The 17,239-nt window shown below is 22.0% G+C and carries 16 protein-coding genes and 5 tRNA genes; 11 read left to right on the forward strand and 10 right to left on the reverse strand.

Annotated features, from left to right (window positions below):
• Positions 1 to 29 precede the first annotated feature (29 nt).
• Positions 30 to 121: transfer RNA gene (locus AADV48_RS00430), tRNA-Ser, on the forward strand.
• Positions 122 to 981: 860 nt separating this feature from the next.
• Positions 982 to 1,662 (forward strand): hypothetical protein, encoded by a 681-nt coding sequence (locus AADV48_RS00435; protein WP_341266648.1) that lies wholly within the window; start codon positions 982 to 984, stop codon positions 1,660 to 1,662.
• Between the two features lie 173 nt (positions 1,663 to 1,835).
• Here AADV48_RS00435 and AADV48_RS00440 read toward each other — a convergent pair whose 3' ends face one another.
• Positions 1,836 to 3,020: a glycosyltransferase gene (locus AADV48_RS00440; protein WP_341266649.1), complete on the reverse strand. Its 1,185-nt coding sequence runs from the start codon at positions 3,018 to 3,020 to the stop codon at positions 1,836 to 1,838.
• A 791-nt stretch (positions 3,021 to 3,811) separates the two neighbouring features.
• Here AADV48_RS00440 and AADV48_RS00445 point away from each other — a divergent pair.
• From AADV48_RS00445 to nrdF, 5 genes are all read left to right on the forward strand, one after another.
• Positions 3,812 to 4,636: a phosphatase PAP2 family protein gene (locus tag AADV48_RS00445; protein ID WP_341266650.1), complete on the forward strand. Its 825-nt coding sequence runs from the start codon at positions 3,812 to 3,814 to the stop codon at positions 4,634 to 4,636.
• A 194-nt stretch (positions 4,637 to 4,830) separates the two neighbouring features.
• The gene (locus AADV48_RS00450) at positions 4,831 to 6,318 is read left to right on the forward strand and encodes a carboxypeptidase M32 (protein WP_341266651.1); all 1,488 of its coding nucleotides are present in this window, start codon (positions 4,831 to 4,833) and stop codon (positions 6,316 to 6,318) included.
• 400 nt (positions 6,319 to 6,718) lie between these two features.
• Positions 6,719 to 7,369: a CDP-alcohol phosphatidyltransferase family protein gene (locus tag AADV48_RS00455; RefSeq protein ID WP_341266652.1), complete on the forward strand. Its 651-nt coding sequence runs from the start codon at positions 6,719 to 6,721 to the stop codon at positions 7,367 to 7,369.
• A 45-nt stretch (positions 7,370 to 7,414) separates the two neighbouring features.
• A complete protein-coding gene (gene recA / locus AADV48_RS00460; protein WP_341266653.1) occupies positions 7,415 to 8,410 on the forward strand; it encodes a recombinase RecA in 996 nt (331 codons plus the stop codon).
• A gap of 28 nt (positions 8,411 to 8,438) precedes the next feature.
• On the forward strand, positions 8,439 to 9,476 hold the full coding sequence (gene nrdF / locus AADV48_RS00465) for a class 1b ribonucleoside-diphosphate reductase subunit beta (protein ID WP_341266654.1): 1,038 nt from the start codon (positions 8,439 to 8,441) through the stop codon (positions 9,474 to 9,476).
• Between the two features lie 125 nt (positions 9,477 to 9,601).
• Here nrdF and AADV48_RS00470 read toward each other — a convergent pair.
• From AADV48_RS00470 to AADV48_RS00485, 4 genes are all read right to left on the reverse strand, one after another.
• Positions 9,602 to 9,676: transfer RNA gene (locus tag AADV48_RS00470), tRNA-Trp, on the reverse strand.
• 14 nt (positions 9,677 to 9,690) lie between these two features.
• Positions 9,691 to 9,774: transfer RNA gene (locus tag AADV48_RS00475), tRNA-Leu, on the reverse strand.
• 33 nt (positions 9,775 to 9,807) lie between these two features.
• A tRNA-Gln gene (locus tag AADV48_RS00480) sits at positions 9,808 to 9,882 on the reverse strand.
• A 49-nt stretch (positions 9,883 to 9,931) separates the two neighbouring features.
• Positions 9,932 to 10,007 (reverse strand) — tRNA-His (locus AADV48_RS00485).
• A gap of 232 nt (positions 10,008 to 10,239) precedes the next feature.
• On the opposite strand from AADV48_RS00485, the gene AADV48_RS00490 reads away from it, so the two are divergent.
• The gene (locus AADV48_RS00490; RefSeq protein ID WP_341266655.1) at positions 10,240 to 10,665 is read left to right on the forward strand and encodes an Hsp20/alpha crystallin family protein; all 426 of its coding nucleotides are present in this window, start codon (positions 10,240 to 10,242) and stop codon (positions 10,663 to 10,665) included.
• Positions 10,666 to 10,682: 17 nt separating this feature from the next.
• Here AADV48_RS00490 and AADV48_RS00495 read toward each other — a convergent pair whose 3' ends face one another.
• The gene (locus tag AADV48_RS00495; protein ID WP_341266656.1) at positions 10,683 to 11,441 is read right to left on the reverse strand and encodes a hypothetical protein; all 759 of its coding nucleotides are present in this window, start codon (positions 11,439 to 11,441) and stop codon (positions 10,683 to 10,685) included.
• Between the two features lie 242 nt (positions 11,442 to 11,683).
• Here AADV48_RS00495 and mscL point away from each other — a divergent pair, with 242 nt between their 5' ends.
• On the forward strand, positions 11,684 to 12,124 hold the full coding sequence (mscL, locus tag AADV48_RS00500; protein ID WP_341266657.1) for a large conductance mechanosensitive channel protein MscL: 441 nt from the start codon (positions 11,684 to 11,686) through the stop codon (positions 12,122 to 12,124).
• A gap of 54 nt (positions 12,125 to 12,178) precedes the next feature.
• On the opposite strand, the gene AADV48_RS00505 is transcribed toward mscL, so the two are convergent.
• The 4 genes from AADV48_RS00505 to AADV48_RS00520 all read right to left on the reverse strand — a co-directional run bounded on the left by AADV48_RS00505 (position 12,179) and on the right by AADV48_RS00520 (position 15,159).
• Complete coding sequence (locus AADV48_RS00505; RefSeq protein ID WP_341266658.1) at positions 12,179 to 13,051, reverse strand: DegV family protein; 873 nt, start codon at positions 13,049 to 13,051, stop codon at positions 12,179 to 12,181.
• Positions 13,052 to 13,236: 185 nt separating this feature from the next.
• Positions 13,237 to 13,836, reverse strand: coding sequence for a 30S ribosomal protein S4 (rpsD, locus tag AADV48_RS00510; protein WP_341266659.1), 600 nt, complete (start codon positions 13,834 to 13,836; stop codon positions 13,237 to 13,239).
• Positions 13,837 to 14,338: 502 nt separating this feature from the next.
• Positions 14,339 to 14,968 (reverse strand): hypothetical protein, encoded by a 630-nt coding sequence (locus tag AADV48_RS00515; protein WP_341266660.1) that lies wholly within the window; start codon positions 14,966 to 14,968, stop codon positions 14,339 to 14,341.
• Positions 14,965 to 15,159, reverse strand: coding sequence for a hypothetical protein (locus AADV48_RS00520; protein WP_341266363.1), 195 nt, complete (start codon positions 15,157 to 15,159; stop codon positions 14,965 to 14,967). Before AADV48_RS00520 ends, AADV48_RS00515 begins: the two co-directional genes overlap by 4 nt.
• Before the next feature lie 306 nt (positions 15,160 to 15,465).
• On the opposite strand from AADV48_RS00520, the gene AADV48_RS00525 reads away from it, so the two are divergent.
• Complete coding sequence (locus tag AADV48_RS00525) at positions 15,466 to 15,999, forward strand: hypothetical protein (RefSeq protein WP_341266630.1); 534 nt, start codon at positions 15,466 to 15,468, stop codon at positions 15,997 to 15,999.
• Between the two features lie 257 nt (positions 16,000 to 16,256).
• Positions 16,257 to 17,159 (forward strand): hypothetical protein, encoded by a 903-nt coding sequence (locus tag AADV48_RS00530; RefSeq protein ID WP_341266661.1) that lies wholly within the window; start codon positions 16,257 to 16,259, stop codon positions 17,157 to 17,159.
• Positions 17,160 to 17,239: the final 80 nt, after the last annotated feature.

A 17,239-nucleotide genomic window follows, 5' to 3' on the forward strand; every position in this document is an offset into this window, starting at 1 on the left:
TATACTATATTAGTATTATAATTTTTTAAGGAGTAGTACTCAAGTTGGTTAAAGAGGCGTCCCTGCTAAGGACGTAGTCCATTAATATGGTGCAAGGGTTCGAATCCCTTCTACTCCGCCATTTTAATACAAATTTTTGTTTATGATTTTGTAAAAGAATATAATACAAATATTTTTATAAGAGAAACTATTTTATTTTGAATAATAAAATGAATAAAATTCGAATAATATTTTTTTAAATAAAAATTTTTATTCAATAGTTTGATTTTTGTAAATTAAATGTTAAAAAAATATTTTAATTTTGATATCAAATGAATTTTTAACATTAAATTGTAACAACTATCTTTAAAAGGTTGATTTTGATAAAAGACTTTTCCGATTAAACATAAAGTAATTTTATTACTTGAAACAGAAGCTTTTGTAGTCTAACATGAAATATCATTATTGTAACTAGTAACTTAAATATAAGGAAACTAATTCAACATTGTTTGTTTAACATTTTGACTTTCGCATTTGTTCCATTTTTACACAATTTTTAACTATAAAATGATTTTTTAAGGTTGAAAATTAAGTTTATAATTTCATATTTTTTGAAATTAACAAAAATAAGAGAGTAGATTAGTTCAATTTAAAAGTGTTTAATATTTTTTGTAATTTGTTAATTTCAAAAGATATTTTTGAAATATTTGAATATTTATATTATTTCATTATATAAACAAAGTTCAAAACAATATCAACTTATTATGAGGTAGGAAAAGACAAATCTCTTACTAAAATGTATTTATTATTTATTTATATATATTCTTATTTTCACACTATAATTACCATACCATATTATTTACAAAATTGAATTTTTCAATTTTTATGTTATTAAAAAAATTTTTAAATATTTACGATTGTTAATTTTTGAAATTATAACAATGTTATTATGTTGTTGTTTTTGTTTGGTTTTATATAATATATTGAAGTATGAGGATTTTAATGAATTTAAAAAAAATATCTTTTATATCTCATATGGTAAGTTTATCTTTAGTTTTGTATATGTTGGAACCTAACTTTCCTTATAAAACACAACTTACTCAAAACTCTTATATTATACTACCTAGTATTTCTTTGATGTTTATGGTATTAATTTTAGATTTTTATTACAACTTAATTGGTATTTTATTGTTTGGTGTGTTATCAGGTTGGTTTAATGTTGTTAAATATTTAGGAATTTATAATATTTTCAACTATAAAGAACAAATGGATGAATTAATTTTTGTTGGGAGTCAAATTTTAGTAAAACATTTTCTTTTTTATTTTATTTATTTAGGTTTATTGTTGGCTAAAAATTATCGAGAAAAACACAGAAAAATAGTTTTTAAAAAATTTTGGTTATTATTATTTTTAATAACTTTAATTCAAAATATTATTTTAACTGCAAATGGGATTTTTGTGTATGGTTATCTTTTTACAAAAGAAGTTTCTAAAGTTACTTGTTGGCCTTCTTGGTTACCTGATTTAACATCTTTAATTGATAAACATTTTATTTTGATTATTTGGATTTTTAATTTTATACCAACTTTAATAAGTAATTTTTTAGTTGGTATTTTAGTCACTTTTATATATAAACGCATCCAAACAACAAATTATTTATATATATTAAATAAATCCGAATAAAAAATAAATTTATTAAAAAACATGAGAAATAAAAGTTTTGATTGTGTCGATAATTTTATTATTTGAAATAAATAAAATATTTGAATCTAATTATTTATGAAAAATATTATTTTATGTATTTTTGTTGGATATAAAGAATATAATTAAATTTTTCCAATTATTGAGATTGTAGTTTATTTTCTATGATTAAATAATGCTTTTTTATAAACATCAATTATTTTTTTAGAAAATATTTCTTGTTTATAATTATAAGTAGATTTTTTAGCGTTTAATGATATTTCTTTATATTTAGTTTTATCTTTATAAAGGTAATTTAAAGCTTTAAGAAACTCTTGTTCATTATTATAAAAAAAACCATTTTGGTTGTTTTGAATAACTTTATTTAAAGCTTCATCATAACGTGCTATAACTGGCAAAGAGGCAGCTAAAGCTTCAATAAAGGTTAAACCTTGAGTTTCGAATAAAGAAGCATTAACAAAAACATGTCCTAATTGATAATATAATCCTATTTGATCATTAGGAATAAAATCCAAAAAAATAATTTTTTCTTTTAAATTCAATTTTTGAACTTTTTTTTGTAAATGTTTTTTGTCTGGGCCATCTCCGATAATTATAAATTTGCTTTGATTATTGTTCTGGTGGAAAATAGCAAAATAATCTATAAGAATATTGATTTCTTTTTCTTTAGAAATCCTACCAACAAATAAACAAACAAAATAATTTTTTAAATTTAATTTATCTTTTAAAATATTTATTTCTTCTTGAGAATAATTTTCAGAATCAAATTGTTTTAATTTAAGACCACTAGGAATAATTTGATAATTTTGTTCTATTTGATAACGTTGTGTCAAAAAATTGAAAGTTTTTTGTGTAGGAACAATTATTATATTAGCTTTGGAAATAAATTTTTTTAAAATATCATCTAAATATTTTGATATTATTTTTCTAAATATCCTTAGCCAAAGAAAATTATTTTTTTCTAAAAAAACATGATACATAGAATGCATTGTATAAATTAAAGGTAAATTTAATTGTTTATGAGCGTATAATCCTAAATGACCTATGCCAGCTTCTGTATGAACATGGATTATATCTAAATTTAAATTTTTTATTTGTGTTAGATATTTTTTATAACTTATAACTAAACGATAACCTTTTAAACTTTTTAAACAAACTGGTATTCCACCTTTAAGTCTGATTATATAAGGATCTTGTTCTTTTTTTTTAGGAACAGAATCTGTTGTTATAATGTAAACTTTATGACCTAAAGCTTCTAAACCTTGTCTTAAGGATTTAGTTGAAACGATAACACCGTCGATACAAGGTTCCCAACCATCTTTAAATAAACCTATTGTCATTATTGTAATTTAAATCATCTTTCTTATTTTATTTTTCAAAATTTATAATATTTTTAATTATTATATATATGTGTTTTCTTAAAATTTTATTAATAATAAAAACTAAGTTATAAAAAAATAATTTATATATATAATATTTTATATTATTTATTAATATTTATAATGTTATCTCGCATACTTTTTTGCTATTTATATTTAACAAGATTTAAAAAAATTGTGAAGATTATTAATGAAATGAAAAATAAACAAAAATCATAAAAAATATATTTTGATATTTTTGTCTTTATTTCAGTAATATAAATTAAAATTCAAAATATTTATATTATTTAAATTTAATTTTTTTTATGAATTGTTTTTTGTTTATTATTTTTTATAGACCAAAATATTGTAAAATAGAATCCAATTATATATATTGGATTTTTACATTTGTTTCTTTATTTATTTTTTTCTTTAATTGTATTAATTTGTAATTGAAATTTATTCTCTTATAAAGATGAAATTCAATATATTTATGATTAACATAATAAATTTATTTTATTTTTATGTTTTATATTTGTTTTGTATCGTTTTTGTATTTTTAATATTTTTTATAAAAAACAAAAATAAAATGATTCTAAATAAAATACAAAGGAAAATAATAGATAAGAATTATATTTAGATTTCAAAATTAGAATTGTTTATTTTAGTTAATCTTATTTATGATAATTGTTTGTATAAAAATTTTATGATTTAATTTTATTTTAACCAACATATTTTATAAACAAATTTGATAAAAGGTAATTCTTTTTAAGATGAGTAATGAACATAATTGTACAAAAAAATTATTATCAAAAAATTCTGATAATTATAAACGTTTAAAAAATTATATTTTAAAATTTTTTTTTATGATTTTAGTTTCGCTAGTAATGTATTATGCTGTTTTATTTTGTCTTTATTATAATAATAATAAACAATATTATGTTTCAGAAGACGGAGACTCAGCAGAAAATAATTATTGGATTAATATATTAAATTTAGGACTGAATGAAAGGTTAAAAAACAATAACTTAAGTTTTCCAGTTTTCTCATTTTCGAGTTGTTTTGTTTTTATTTATATAGGTTCTTTTTTTTGGTGGTATTTAATAACTCCTATTTTAGCATATAAGTATTTATATTCTGAAAACGGTTCAGATCCGAAAATATTGCATTGTTTATTTAAATCCTTTTTTATATTTTTGTTTATTGCTTCGATGATTTTTTGTATTTTCCCTATTCAATGTTTAGAAATAAAAGATTTCAAGGATATTACATCTAAAGATCATAATTCAATTTGTAAATTTTTGATCGTTAAAAGTAATTTGTTATTAAAACAAATTTATGATTTAGATTGTACTAGATTGAATTGTTTACCTAGTTTCCATGTTTCTAATAGTTGGTTTTGTTATATTCCTTTTCGTATAAAACAAAATAAAAAAATTCCTAAAAAAGTCATTTATTTTCAATTTATTATAGCTGTTTTAGTGTTTATTTCTACTTTTGTAATTAAACAACATTATATAATGGACGGTATATGTTCTATTGTTTTAGTAGAATTGATTTTTAGTTTAGTTTGGCTAAAAATTAAAAATAAAAAATAATAAAATTGCATTTTCAAAAAACTATTTTTATTATATAATTAAATATAAATAGAATAGTTTTTGGAAAATGTAATTTTATTTTATAATTTTATATATTTATATTGTTTGAATAATTTCAAAATGACATTTTAGTTTTTATTAATATAATTCTAAAAATTTTAAAGATAAAAAATTTATATAAAAAGGTAAATTAGATGCAATCAAATTATAATAAATTAGAACAAAAAATGAAAAAAATATACCATTTAAAAAATATTTTAAGTTTAATACATTGGGATATAGCTTGTAATATTAAAAAAGATTCATTAGAAAGTCGTACACAAGAAATTGTTACTATCGAAAATATAATACATCATAAATTAACATCTCAAGAAATACAAAATTTATTAGACAAAACTAAAAAAGATATTCTTTTATTAGATGATTGGCAAAAAGTTAATGTTACAAAGATAGAAAAACAAATTATTGAAGCTAATTTAATCCCGATAGAATTAACAGAAAAAATGACTATAGCAGCTACTCATGCTGAAGTTCATTGGCGTAAAGCAAAACAAGAAAATAATTATAATCTTTTTAAACCTTATTTGCAAAAAGTATTAGATTATACTAAACAAATTGCTAAAATAAGAGCCAATAAATTTAATTTAAGTTTATATGATGCTTTATTAGATAAATTCGATCTAGGGAGCACAACACAAGAAAATAAAGAAATTTTTGAAGTTTTAAAAAAAGAATTACCAATTATTATCAAAAAAACTTTACATAAACAAAAAGATATTGTTTTTCAAGACATACCGATGGATTTAGAAATACAAAAAAAACTTAATTATTATATTGCAGAAAATTTAGGTTTTAACATTCAAAAAGGTCGTTTAGACGAATCTACTCATCCTTTTTGTGGCGGAACTCCTTATGATATTAGAATGACAACAAGATATAATTCAAATAATTTTTTAGATTCTTTTTATGCTACAATACACGAAACAGGACATGCTTTATATGAACAAAATTTACCTGAAAATTATAAAAACCAACCTGTAGGGCAAGCTAAAGGTTTTCAATTTCATGAAAGTGAATCTTTATTCATGGAAAAACAAATTGGAAAATCCAAATCTTTTATTTTTTTGTTAAATAAAATTTTGAGAAATAAATTTATTCAAGAAGACCCAATGTTTGAAGTAGATAAATTATATCAACAAGTAAATCGAGTAAAACCTGATTTTATAAGAATATACTCTGATGAAATTACCTATATTTTACATATAATTTTGCGTTTTGAAATTGAAGAATTGTTAATAAATGATAAACTTAGTTTAGATGATTTACCTTATTATTGGAATCAAAAATCTCAAGATTATTTAGGTATAAAGCCGCGTAATTTTATTGAAGGTTGTCTTCAGGATATTCATTGGTCTCAAGGTTATTTTGGTTATTTCCCTAGTTATGCTAAAGGGATGATTATTGCTGCTATGAAAATGAAAAAATTAAAACGATTATATCCTGATTTAGAACACGATATTCGAAAAGGAGAATTTAAAAAATTAAATTCTTATTTGAATAAACATTTTAGAAATTTAGGTTCATTAAAAAAATCTAAAGAATTGTTATATATATGCACAGATGAACACAAAATTAATCCTTATATATTTTTAGATTATTTAAAAGAAAAATTTTTAGGATAATCCGAAGAATTGTTCTAAAATTTTATTTATCAAATTATTTAAGACTAACTATTCAGTTAGTCTTTTTGATTATTTTAGGAATTTTCTTAACAACAGAACTGTTAGAAAGACACAATTCATTCTAAACATTTATTTTTTAGAAATTCAAATTGTTTATTAATTATTTTTTTAGTAACATATAATAAATTTTGAGTTTGAAAAAAATAATCATTAAATAAAAAAGTTGTATTAAAAAAAAGAACAGTTTAATATTTTTGCTTTTAAAAAATGACCATTAATGGATATATCAATATAAATATTATTATATTGATAATAATTATTTTATTATAAAATGATAACTATTTTTAATATAATAATATTTTAAGTATAATATTAAGTAAGAGGTTTGTTTTATAAAAAAATGAAAAAAATAATAAAAATATCAGCTAATTTAATCACTCTTTTTAGAATTTTTTTAGTTTTTTTTATGTTGATTTTTTTATTTAATCAATACAAAAATCCCGAAACTACTTTATTAGAAGATAAATATGGAATTTATTTTATCTTAGTTTTTCTTTTAGCTTCTTTTACAGACTTTCTAGATGGTTATATAGCCAAAAATTTCAAACAACAAACTGTTTTTGGTAAATTTTTCGATCCTATTGCTGATAAATTATTAGTTATTGTTTCTTTTTTTTATATTTATAGACTATGTCATAGTAAACAATTATTATATGTAGACGATTCTAAAAATATTATCGAACATCTTGTGTTAAGTGTTTTGTTAATAAATATAATTAGAGACTTTTTAGTCATGGGGGTTCGTCTTATGGCTTTTGAACAAAAAACCATCATAACTGCTTCTTTTTTAGGAAAATTAAAAACTAGTTTTACTTTTATTTCTATTTTATTTATATTAATATCTCGACAAATTCCTCTAAATGCATATTTACAAAAAACCACATTAATGACATTAACAGTAATTTGTTTAATTATTAATATTTTTTTAGTGATTTTATCCGGTGCATACTATATCATCAAAAATTTTAAATTTATTCAAAAAAATTTTTAATTTATATAAAGAAAATTTACAAATTAAATTTACAAAGGTGTTAAAATGAATAACGAAAATGATAAAAAAAATATTTTAGAACAAATATTAAAAGATATCGAAAAACGTTTCGGTAAAGGTAGTATAATGAGGCTAAATTCTAACCAAATAAATAAACTTCAATTTATTTCAACTGGTTCTTTAAACTTAGATATAGCCTTAGAAATAGGTGGTTTACCAAAAGGTCGTATCATAGAACTATACGGTCCAGAAAGTTCAGGAAAAACTACTTTAGCTTTGCATGCTGTTGCTGAAGCTCAAAAAGCAGGTGGAAACGTTGCTTTTATAGATGTTGAAAATGCTTTAGATATAAATTATGCACAAAAAATTGGAGTTAACATAGATAATTTTATAGTATCCCAACCTGATTCAGGTGAAAAAGCTTTAGATATTGTTGAATCTTTAATTAAAAGTGAAAGCGTAAGTTTAATAGTAGTTGATTCAGTAGCCGCTTTAGCACCAGAAGCTGAATTAAAAGGTGAAAGCGGAGATTCTTTTATGGGACTTCAAGCTAGAATGATGGGCCAAGCAATGCGTAAACAGTCAGCTATCATTTCTAAAAGCAATACTACTGTTATTTATATTAATCAGTTAAGAGAAAAAGTAGGAATGATATATGGCAGTCCTGAAGTTACTCCTGGTGGCAAAGCCCTCAAATATTTTTCTTCTCTTAGGCTTGATATTAGAAGAACTGAATTTATTAAAGAAGATAATAATATTATAGGTATTAAATCTAATGTCAAAATTGTCAAATCAAAAATTTCATCTCCTTTTAAAATAGCTAGTTTTGAAATAATTTATGGACAAGGTATTTCTAAAATAGGAGAAATATTAGATTTATCAATTGCTTTGGATTTTATTGAAAAAAGTGGTTCTTGGTTCGCTTATCAAAATAAAAATATTGGTCAAGGACGGGACAAAGCAAAAGAATTTTTAGTTCAAAATACCAAAATTACTCAAGAATTAGAAAACAAAATTAAAAAACATTATAAATTAATTTAAATCTCATAAGTAAAGGATAATAAATGACATGAATGAAAAATATACATATAAAGGTGCTAATTGGAATGAATTAGAAGATGAATATACACAACACTTTTATGAACAAAATTTAAGTCAATTTTGGCGCCCTGAAGATATTAGTTTGCAAAGCGATCTTCATATATGGCACAAATTAACTCTTCAAGAAAAAGAAGCTTATTCGCGTAATTTGTTAATTTTAACTTTTTTAGATACTTATCAAGGTGATATTGGAATGCCTACTATTTTACGTTCTTGTCTACCTTGGGAACATCAAAAAAAAGCTACTCTTAATTTTATGGGTGCTATGGAAAATGCTGTTCATGCTAAAAGTTATTCTAATATTTTTATGACTTTTTTAAATAAACAAGAAATCCAAAAATTATTCAAATGGGGCGAATCACAACAAAATGCTCAAAATATTTTAAAACAAATTATTGATATTTACGAAGATTTAGAAAAACACATTTTACAATATAAAATGAATAATTTAGTATTAAATAGTGAAGCAATTAATATTGTTAAATGGAAAGCTATGGTGGCTTCTGTTTTTTTAGAAACTTGGTTATTTTATTGTGGTTTTTATTACCCTTTATATTTTTATGGTCAAGGCATGTTAATGCAAGCAGGAGAAATAATTAATTTAATTATTAGAGATGAAAGCGTTCATGGCGCTTATATCGGAAGATTAGCAAAAGAGTTATATTCTAATTTTTCGGCAAAACAAAAAGTGATTTTACAAAAATGGATGCATTCTTTAATAGATTATTTATATCAAGAACAAAAAGAATTAACTACTGTAATTTATCAAAAAGTTGGATTAGTAGATGATGTTAATGCTTTTGTACGTTATAATGCTAATAAAGCTCTTTTAAGTTTGGGTTTTTCTCAAAAATTTCCGTATGAAGGAATTAATCCTGTTATTCTTAATGGTCTCAACACTGAAACTAAAACTATGGATAATTTTTCTATGAAAGGTAATGGATACCAAAAAATGATATCTGAAAGTATCCAAGATGAAGATTTTTATTTTGAAGATATTAAATAAAAAAAATAATAAAAAGTATTAATGAAATATTTTTTTAAATAAACAAAAAAAGAGAGTTATATAATATATAACTCTCTTTTTTTGTTTATTTATTTTATTTTTATTAAGTTTATAATTTTTGAAAATGGCAGGGATATCAGGATTCGAACCTGAACAAGCGGTTTTGGAGACCGTTATGCTGCCGTTGACATCATACCCCTTTTATCCAAAAATATGGTACAGGTGACAGGACTTGAACCTGCACGCCCTTAAGCGCTAGATCCTAAGTCTAGTGCGTCTGCCATTCCGCCACACCTGCGCTTAATTATCTTGTATATTTTATATTTAAAATTGGCAGGCCCAGCTGGATTTGAACCAACGAATCACGGAGTCAAAGTCCGTTGCCTTGCCACTTGGCTATGGGCCTTTATAAATTCAAAAAAATAAAATATAAAAACATTATTTATATTATATAATGGGGCGGTTGATGGGAATTGAACCCACGAATAACGGCGCCACAAGCCGCGGCGTTAACCACTTCGCCACAACCGCCATTTCTTTTTATTAATATCATTTATATATTCTAAAACATATATAACATTTATTATTATACATGAATAAAAACAAAAATTATTTATTTTCAAAATAAAAAAATATTATTTTTTAAAAAAAAATTGTTATAATTGAATTGTACTTATTTACGAATGAATACTTTCTAAGATTTCATTCGAACAATAAGCACTTTCAATTCAAAATAATTTTATATATAAAGGAGTTGGATTAAATGTCTATTGTTAGTTTAATTAATAGAAATCAAGATTTATTAGAAAATGTATTTGAAGATTTTAAAAATAATTCTTTCTTCGAAAACTCTTATTTTTTAATGAAAACCGATATTAAAGAATATAATGATCACTATGTTTTAATAACCGAATTACCAGGATTCACTAAAGAAGAAATTAAAATTTCTTTAGATAATGGTTATTTAATTTTAGAAGCTATCCCTTCACATAAAAAAGAGGAAAAAACAGAAAAATTTAATTATCTAAAAAAAGAAAGAATAACAGGTGTTATTCGACGTAGTTTTAATTTAGGTGAACAATTTAATATCAAAGATATCGATGGTAATTTAGAAAACGGCTTATTAATATTAAAAATTAAGAAAAAACAGGAAGAAGTAAAACCTAAAGAATATTTAGAATTAAAATAAAAAAAGAAAACAAAAGTTTAGTTTAATCTTTTGTTTTCTTTTTGTTTATTTATTAAAAAAGTTTTGAAAAAATTTAAATCTTGAGGATTTACATATAAAACATTTTTATTAGAATCATAATAAGAAGCTTTATTATGATTATTATCCATTATTTTATTCAACATATATAACTGAACATTTTCAAAATCAGAAATTTTTTCAAATATTTCTTTCAAACTTTCTGGGATTTGTTTTGTTAATATTTCATTTTCTACATTATTTAAATTAGATTTTTCTTCGTTTACATTTTGAGAATTCGGTAAACTGCTATTAATAGACAGTTTTTGTATTTCTTTTTCTAAAATACTCATTTTTTGTTCTAATTTATATATTTCGAATTTATCTTCTATTTTGTTTTGATGTATTTTTTGATCTATCTCTAATTTTAAAAAATTATTTTGTTGTGATTGTTGATTTTTATTGTTATATTCTCGTTGTTTTAACTCTATCATTTTCAATTCAATCAAACTTAAATTTTCATGTTGTACTGGAGGAGTATTATTTATAGAAATATTAGAAGATTTGGGAATGTCATTATTTTGTTTTTGTTCTTTCGGAAAAAAATTAAAATTATTTATCAAAAAATTAAAATTAAATTTTATAACATAAAATAAAAATTGACATATTTTTATAATAACAAATAAAATAGGACCGGATAAAAATAACAAAAACACAATTATTCCAACAAGTGGCCAACCATTTAATTGACTAAAATATTCTTGAAACTTATTTAACAATTTAAACACTTCTCCTTTTTTCTATATATTAAATATAAGCAAAAACTTATTTAATAAAGAAATTGGTTTATACTTAAAATGTTATCACAAAATATATAAATTTATACTTTAAGATTTTTTTTCATAATTTAATTACATATATAATAATTGTAACATATTAAAATTAAAATATTATAAAAAAATAGTAAAATAAAATAAATTATAATAACCTAAATGAAAAAGAAAGTGTTGTTTATTCAAAAATGAAATTTCAAAATATAAAAAAATTTCAAACTGGTTTCAAAGCATTTATAAGTAAAGGTGATGTTGTTAAATTATCAGTTGCTTTCATTATGGGGCAATTATTTACTAAAGTTATTAGTTCTTTATCTAATGATATTATCATGCCACCAATTAATTTATTATTAAATAAACATTCTATCAAAGATTGGAAATTTTTTTTAAATGATAAAATTTCAATTAATTATGGTAATTTTATTCAGATTTTATTTGAATTTTTATTAGTATCTTTGATTATATATACTGTATTAATTTATTTTAAAGAAAAATTGATACAAAATAATGCAAATCAAGAAACAAATCTGCCTAAAGTAGACGTATACACTAAATTAGAATTATTAGAAAAAGAACAAATAGAAACTTTAAAAGAAATTAAAGATATTTTAGATAAAAAAATGAAATAAAAAAGTGAACTTTTTTATTTCATTTTTATTATTTTATAAATCTTTTTGGAATAATTAAGTTAAAATATTCAAATAAAAACCAAATCCTTTAGAACCTAAATGAACAGCAATAATAGATGAAATTGGTCCATAAATAGAAATTTTTATATCAGGATCATTTAATTTTTTAATTTCTGTGATCAAGTTTTGTAAATAAATATCATCTTCTACATACATCATATTAAGTTCTATAGGTTTTTGGGCAACTGAATTTTTAAATTTTAAAATAGATTTAATTAAATATAAGAAACAATTTTTCCAAAGTCTAACGTTTTTTTCAATTGTCAAAATACCCTGTTGAAATTTTAAAATAGGTTTAATTTTAAATAAATTACCAATAAAAAACTTAAATTGACTAATTCTTTTACTAATAACCAATTGTTTTAAATCTTCTAAAGAAAAATAACAACTACCTAATTTTTGTTCTGCCATAACTTTAATAAAAATTTCTTTATAGCTTAAATGAGTATTATAAACGTATTTATGAATTTGTTTAACAGCGAATAAAACTCCAGGACCGATATTTTCACTATCTATAACTGTAACATTGTCATTTCCTAAGATTTGTTTAGCTTGATAAGCGCTATTAAAAGTACCACTTAGTTTTTTTGATATTGTTAAACAAACTATATGTTCATACCCTGCATCTAATTGTTGACGAAAAGCTTTTAGAAATAATTGTGGATTAGGTTGACTTGTAGTTATTTGCTGTTTATGTTTTAAACAATTTAAAAAAAAAGCATTATCTTTTTTATCTAAATACTCTTTACCGTTTAAAATAATAGATAAAGGTACAATACAAATATCAGATAAAAAATTTACATCTATATTGTCGCCTATAGTAGAATCTACTACAAAACCTATTTTTTTGTTTTTGTTGATATTCATATATTTCATTAAAACTCCTTGAATAATATAACCGTAAAATAATACACCTAAGTTATGAAATTATGATGAACATTTTTTCAATGATAATTTCTTAAATTCAATTAGAATCGGAAACCATCTATCTTAAAAGGAAGAAGGTTTTTAGTATTTTTAAATAATAAAAAGAATATTTTAAAAGCATGAAATTATTTATTATAAAATTCAACAATTAATTGTTCTTTGATATCTTTTAAAAATTCATTTCTTTTTGGATATCTAATATATTTACCAATTAAATTTTTCTCATCTAAAGATACATATTCTGCTTTATTATGTTTTTTTTGAACCAAAGCTTTTTTGATGATTTCTAAATTTTGAGATTTTTCTCTAATAGAAATGCGTTGTCCAGGTTTAACACAATAGGAACTGATATCTACTTTATGAGAATCTACTAAAACATGACCATGTGAAATTAATTGTTTGGCTTGTGCTCTGGTTTTAGCTAAATTTAAACGAAAAACAATATTATCTAAACGTGATTCTAATAAAATTAAAAAATTTTCTCCATGAATTCCTTTTAATTTACCAGAATTATGAAAAAATCTTTTAAATTGTTTTTCTGACACACCATAAACGAAACGTACTTTTTGTTTTTCTTTTAATTGAATACTAAAATTACTTTTATCCTTTTTTCTTTTATATTTAATTATATTATTATTTTTACTTATTAATTCTTTTCCTGTTTCAGATAAAGAATAATCTAGATGTCGAGAAATTTTCCAGCTCGGATTTGTATAACGAGACATTTTTAAAATAAACTCCTTTTTGTAAATTTATATACAACTATTTTAAATTCATGAATACTCAATAAAATATATAATTTTTATAATTAAACAATAATAGGGTTATTTTATTAATTATAAAAAAAAATTGCAACAATAATAAAAAAAATATAATTTTAAAATTTAAAAACATTTATTTCATCATCTTTTATATTATAAAATAAAAAATAACTAATTGATAATCTTTTATAAAAAAGTGATGTTTGAAACATTTTAAAACAACTTTCTAATATTTAATTATATTTTAGAATAATAATAAAACTAAATAAATTCTTTTTAAAAAAATAATTTTTTCAATAAAATTATTTTTTTTTCTTATAAACTTTAAACAATATAAAAAACTTTTATATTAAATACTGAGGAGTTGAAAATTTTCAAACACTTTATTAATATTAGATTGTTATAATCATTCACACTCCTTTCGAGTGATGGTAATTATAAAAAATAATTTTTTAAGATCAACTATTTAGTTGATCTTTTTTTTGATATGGGCGAGTTCCATATTTAGGAACTCATCAAACCACCCTGATTTAAATTGTCTTGGTAAATCTGGGAGAAACAAGAATAAGAAATCTTGTTGTTTTTTTAAGAAATATTTTATGATTAATTTAAAAAAGAAGGTTTTACCAGTGTTAAAATCTCCATAGAGATATAAACTGGGTTTGATTTCTTCGTTTTCGAATTCTTTCCAATATTTTTGAACTATTTTTCTTTCAAAAGTGTCTATATTCATGTCTTTCAATTTTTCTAAATCTAAACTTTGATTAAAGAAAGAATGGTTTTTTTGAAAGTTATTTTGAAAACGATGAAATAAACTTTGGTCCGTTTCTCGATAAACTATTTGAAAATAAGGTTTGGTTTTTAAAACTAGTTGATAACCAAAAGGAGTTTCTTTTTGAGTTTTTAAATAATTTTCAATCGTTATTAAATCTTCTTCATGATAATCCTTGTCATAAACTAAACCTTTTAATTCGGGTAAAGTTTGAATTTGGTTTTTGATTGCTTCTTGATAATTAATGATGATCTGATTATCTTGTTCTTTGACAACTTTTGGATTTTCGTTTAAAATTTCTTTTAAAGATCTTTGTTTTTTCATGAAAAATTATTATCTCCAAAAAGTTGTTTTTCAGTTCTTTCGATTAAATTATCTAAATCATCTTCTTGTGGAGTAAAACCAAAGACTTGTTGATATAATCTTTGATTTAAGTCTACTAAAGTATTTACTTTTGGTTCTTCTTTCAAATACAAAATTTTCTTTTGAAGATCAAAAGTATATTTTGTAGCCATGTTTAAATTCATTTGAATTTTAAAAGGCAGGGTTTTAATATTTTTTAAAAGTACTATTGTTTCATAAAGATCGGAATAATTTAAATATAAAGTTTGGTTATCTAAGTTATAATTAGTTTTTTATTTCTTTTAAACCATATAAATATTTATTCATTTTTTAAAATCTCTTTTTTTAGTTTGAACTATTTTTTGTAAGCAAAAAAATAAGTCAAACCGTTTTTTTAATAAATAGTTTGACTTAAATAACGAAATCTAAACTGGTTCCATTTTGATGGAACAGGACAAACAGCAGCCGCCGCCGCAAAAATGGCCGCCGATGATTGGGATAAAAAACATGAATTTAGTTTCGGTAATCTTCGTGACGCTATTTTCCAAGGTGCCGAATTATATATGGATGCTTTTTGGGAGCGTGGTATGTTAAAAGCAGTAAGTGGTGGAATAACTAAAAAAGCCGCTGGAATTATCGCGAAAGGTGGATTAATTATTCACGAAGCTCACCGTGTAGCCAATTTAGCCAAAGATTTATTTCAAAACGAAGATGGAACACCTAAAATGATGAGCAAAGAAACATATGAAACTATTACTAAAAGAATAGAAAAAGATTTAGTTGAAGCCAAAGCCGACTATAAAGACGCCGAAAAGAAACTAGAAGAATATAAAATTTGCATGAAAGATAATAATTTAAAAAACGAAATGCAAGTAGATAAAAAACAATTAACTGAATTTAAAAAACAAGATGAATCAGTTATAAAAGAATATAATGATATTATCGAAAATTTAATTTATAATAAAAATTTATTTTCTGATGCCACAAACAAACATAAAAAAAAATTGAATTAGAAGAACAAATAGAAGAAACAAATGAAGAAATCAACACTAAAAAAGAAGAATTAAAAAATAAATCACCAAACTACGCAAGAGCCCAAGAAAAAATAAAACAAAAAAAGATATAATAAATTCTTACAACCTATTACTAAGTAATTCATATATTAAACTTTTTTCTTCAATATTAATCAAATAAAAATGTATAATAGTAGTAATTAATTTCTTTAAAAGATAATACCAATTACCACTATTATCGGAAAGGCTATGAAATAATGAACTTTTTTAAAAAATATTGGATCGTTATTTTAATTATTTTCGTATTTATTGTCGGTATAGCATTATTAGGTATTAACAAACTAAATAAAAACCCCCAAAATAAAGACTCAGAAGATGCAATTTTAAATAATTTAGATTTTTTGCCGTCCCAAGACAAAATGAAAATTAAGCAAAAAAGAAAAGAAATAAAAGAATTAGAAAAAGAATTTTCTAATTTAATACAACAATGCAAAATCACAAAAAATTTTGACCCTTCAAAACCTATAAAGAATGAAGATAAACTAGGTACGATTTTGTTTCTGAAACAACAACGATTAAACAGTTTAATATATAATTTTGAATTACCATACATATTCGAAGGCGTAGATATTACCAAAGAACATCTAAAACTCATGATTACAACTGATAATTTTTTTGAAAGAGAAATTTTAGATTTAAGAAAAAATATCTACGAATTAAAACAAGAAACAGCGCCTCCAAAACCTAAAATTCAAATAACACAAGAAAAATATGATAAAATTAAATCTTACATCTTATCAGAAAACGAAAACGCATTTTTAACCTTAAATCTCCCAGAAGAAGAAAAAACTATAATTGATAAAATAAAACAAACTTTAATTAAAAACATAGAACATAGTAAAAATGTTTTCCAACCTGAAATAAACCAACAACAAGAAAAATGCAATGATCTTTGTAAACAAATAATTAAACTCGATCCACAAGAAAGCAGAAATAAAATCGAGCGTTTAAACTCACAACTTTATCTTGCTGAAAATTATAAAAAAAATTTAGAAAAAAATTTAAATAAAAGTTTAGAAGAAAATAAAAATGTTGCTATAACCTCCAAATTTGACTTATCCCTCAACTCCCTCTATAAAATCACCTCAACTGAGGGATAAAAAATAAAAGGAGCATTATTAATGTTTAAACTTAAACATCATTTATTATTATTAAATATATTTGTATTTTTGGTTTAGGA

The organism is Candidatus Phytoplasma fraxini, from assembly GCF_038024965.1.
Taxonomy (GTDB): Bacteria; Bacillota_I; Bacilli_A; order Acholeplasmatales; family Acholeplasmataceae; genus Phytoplasma; species Phytoplasma fraxini.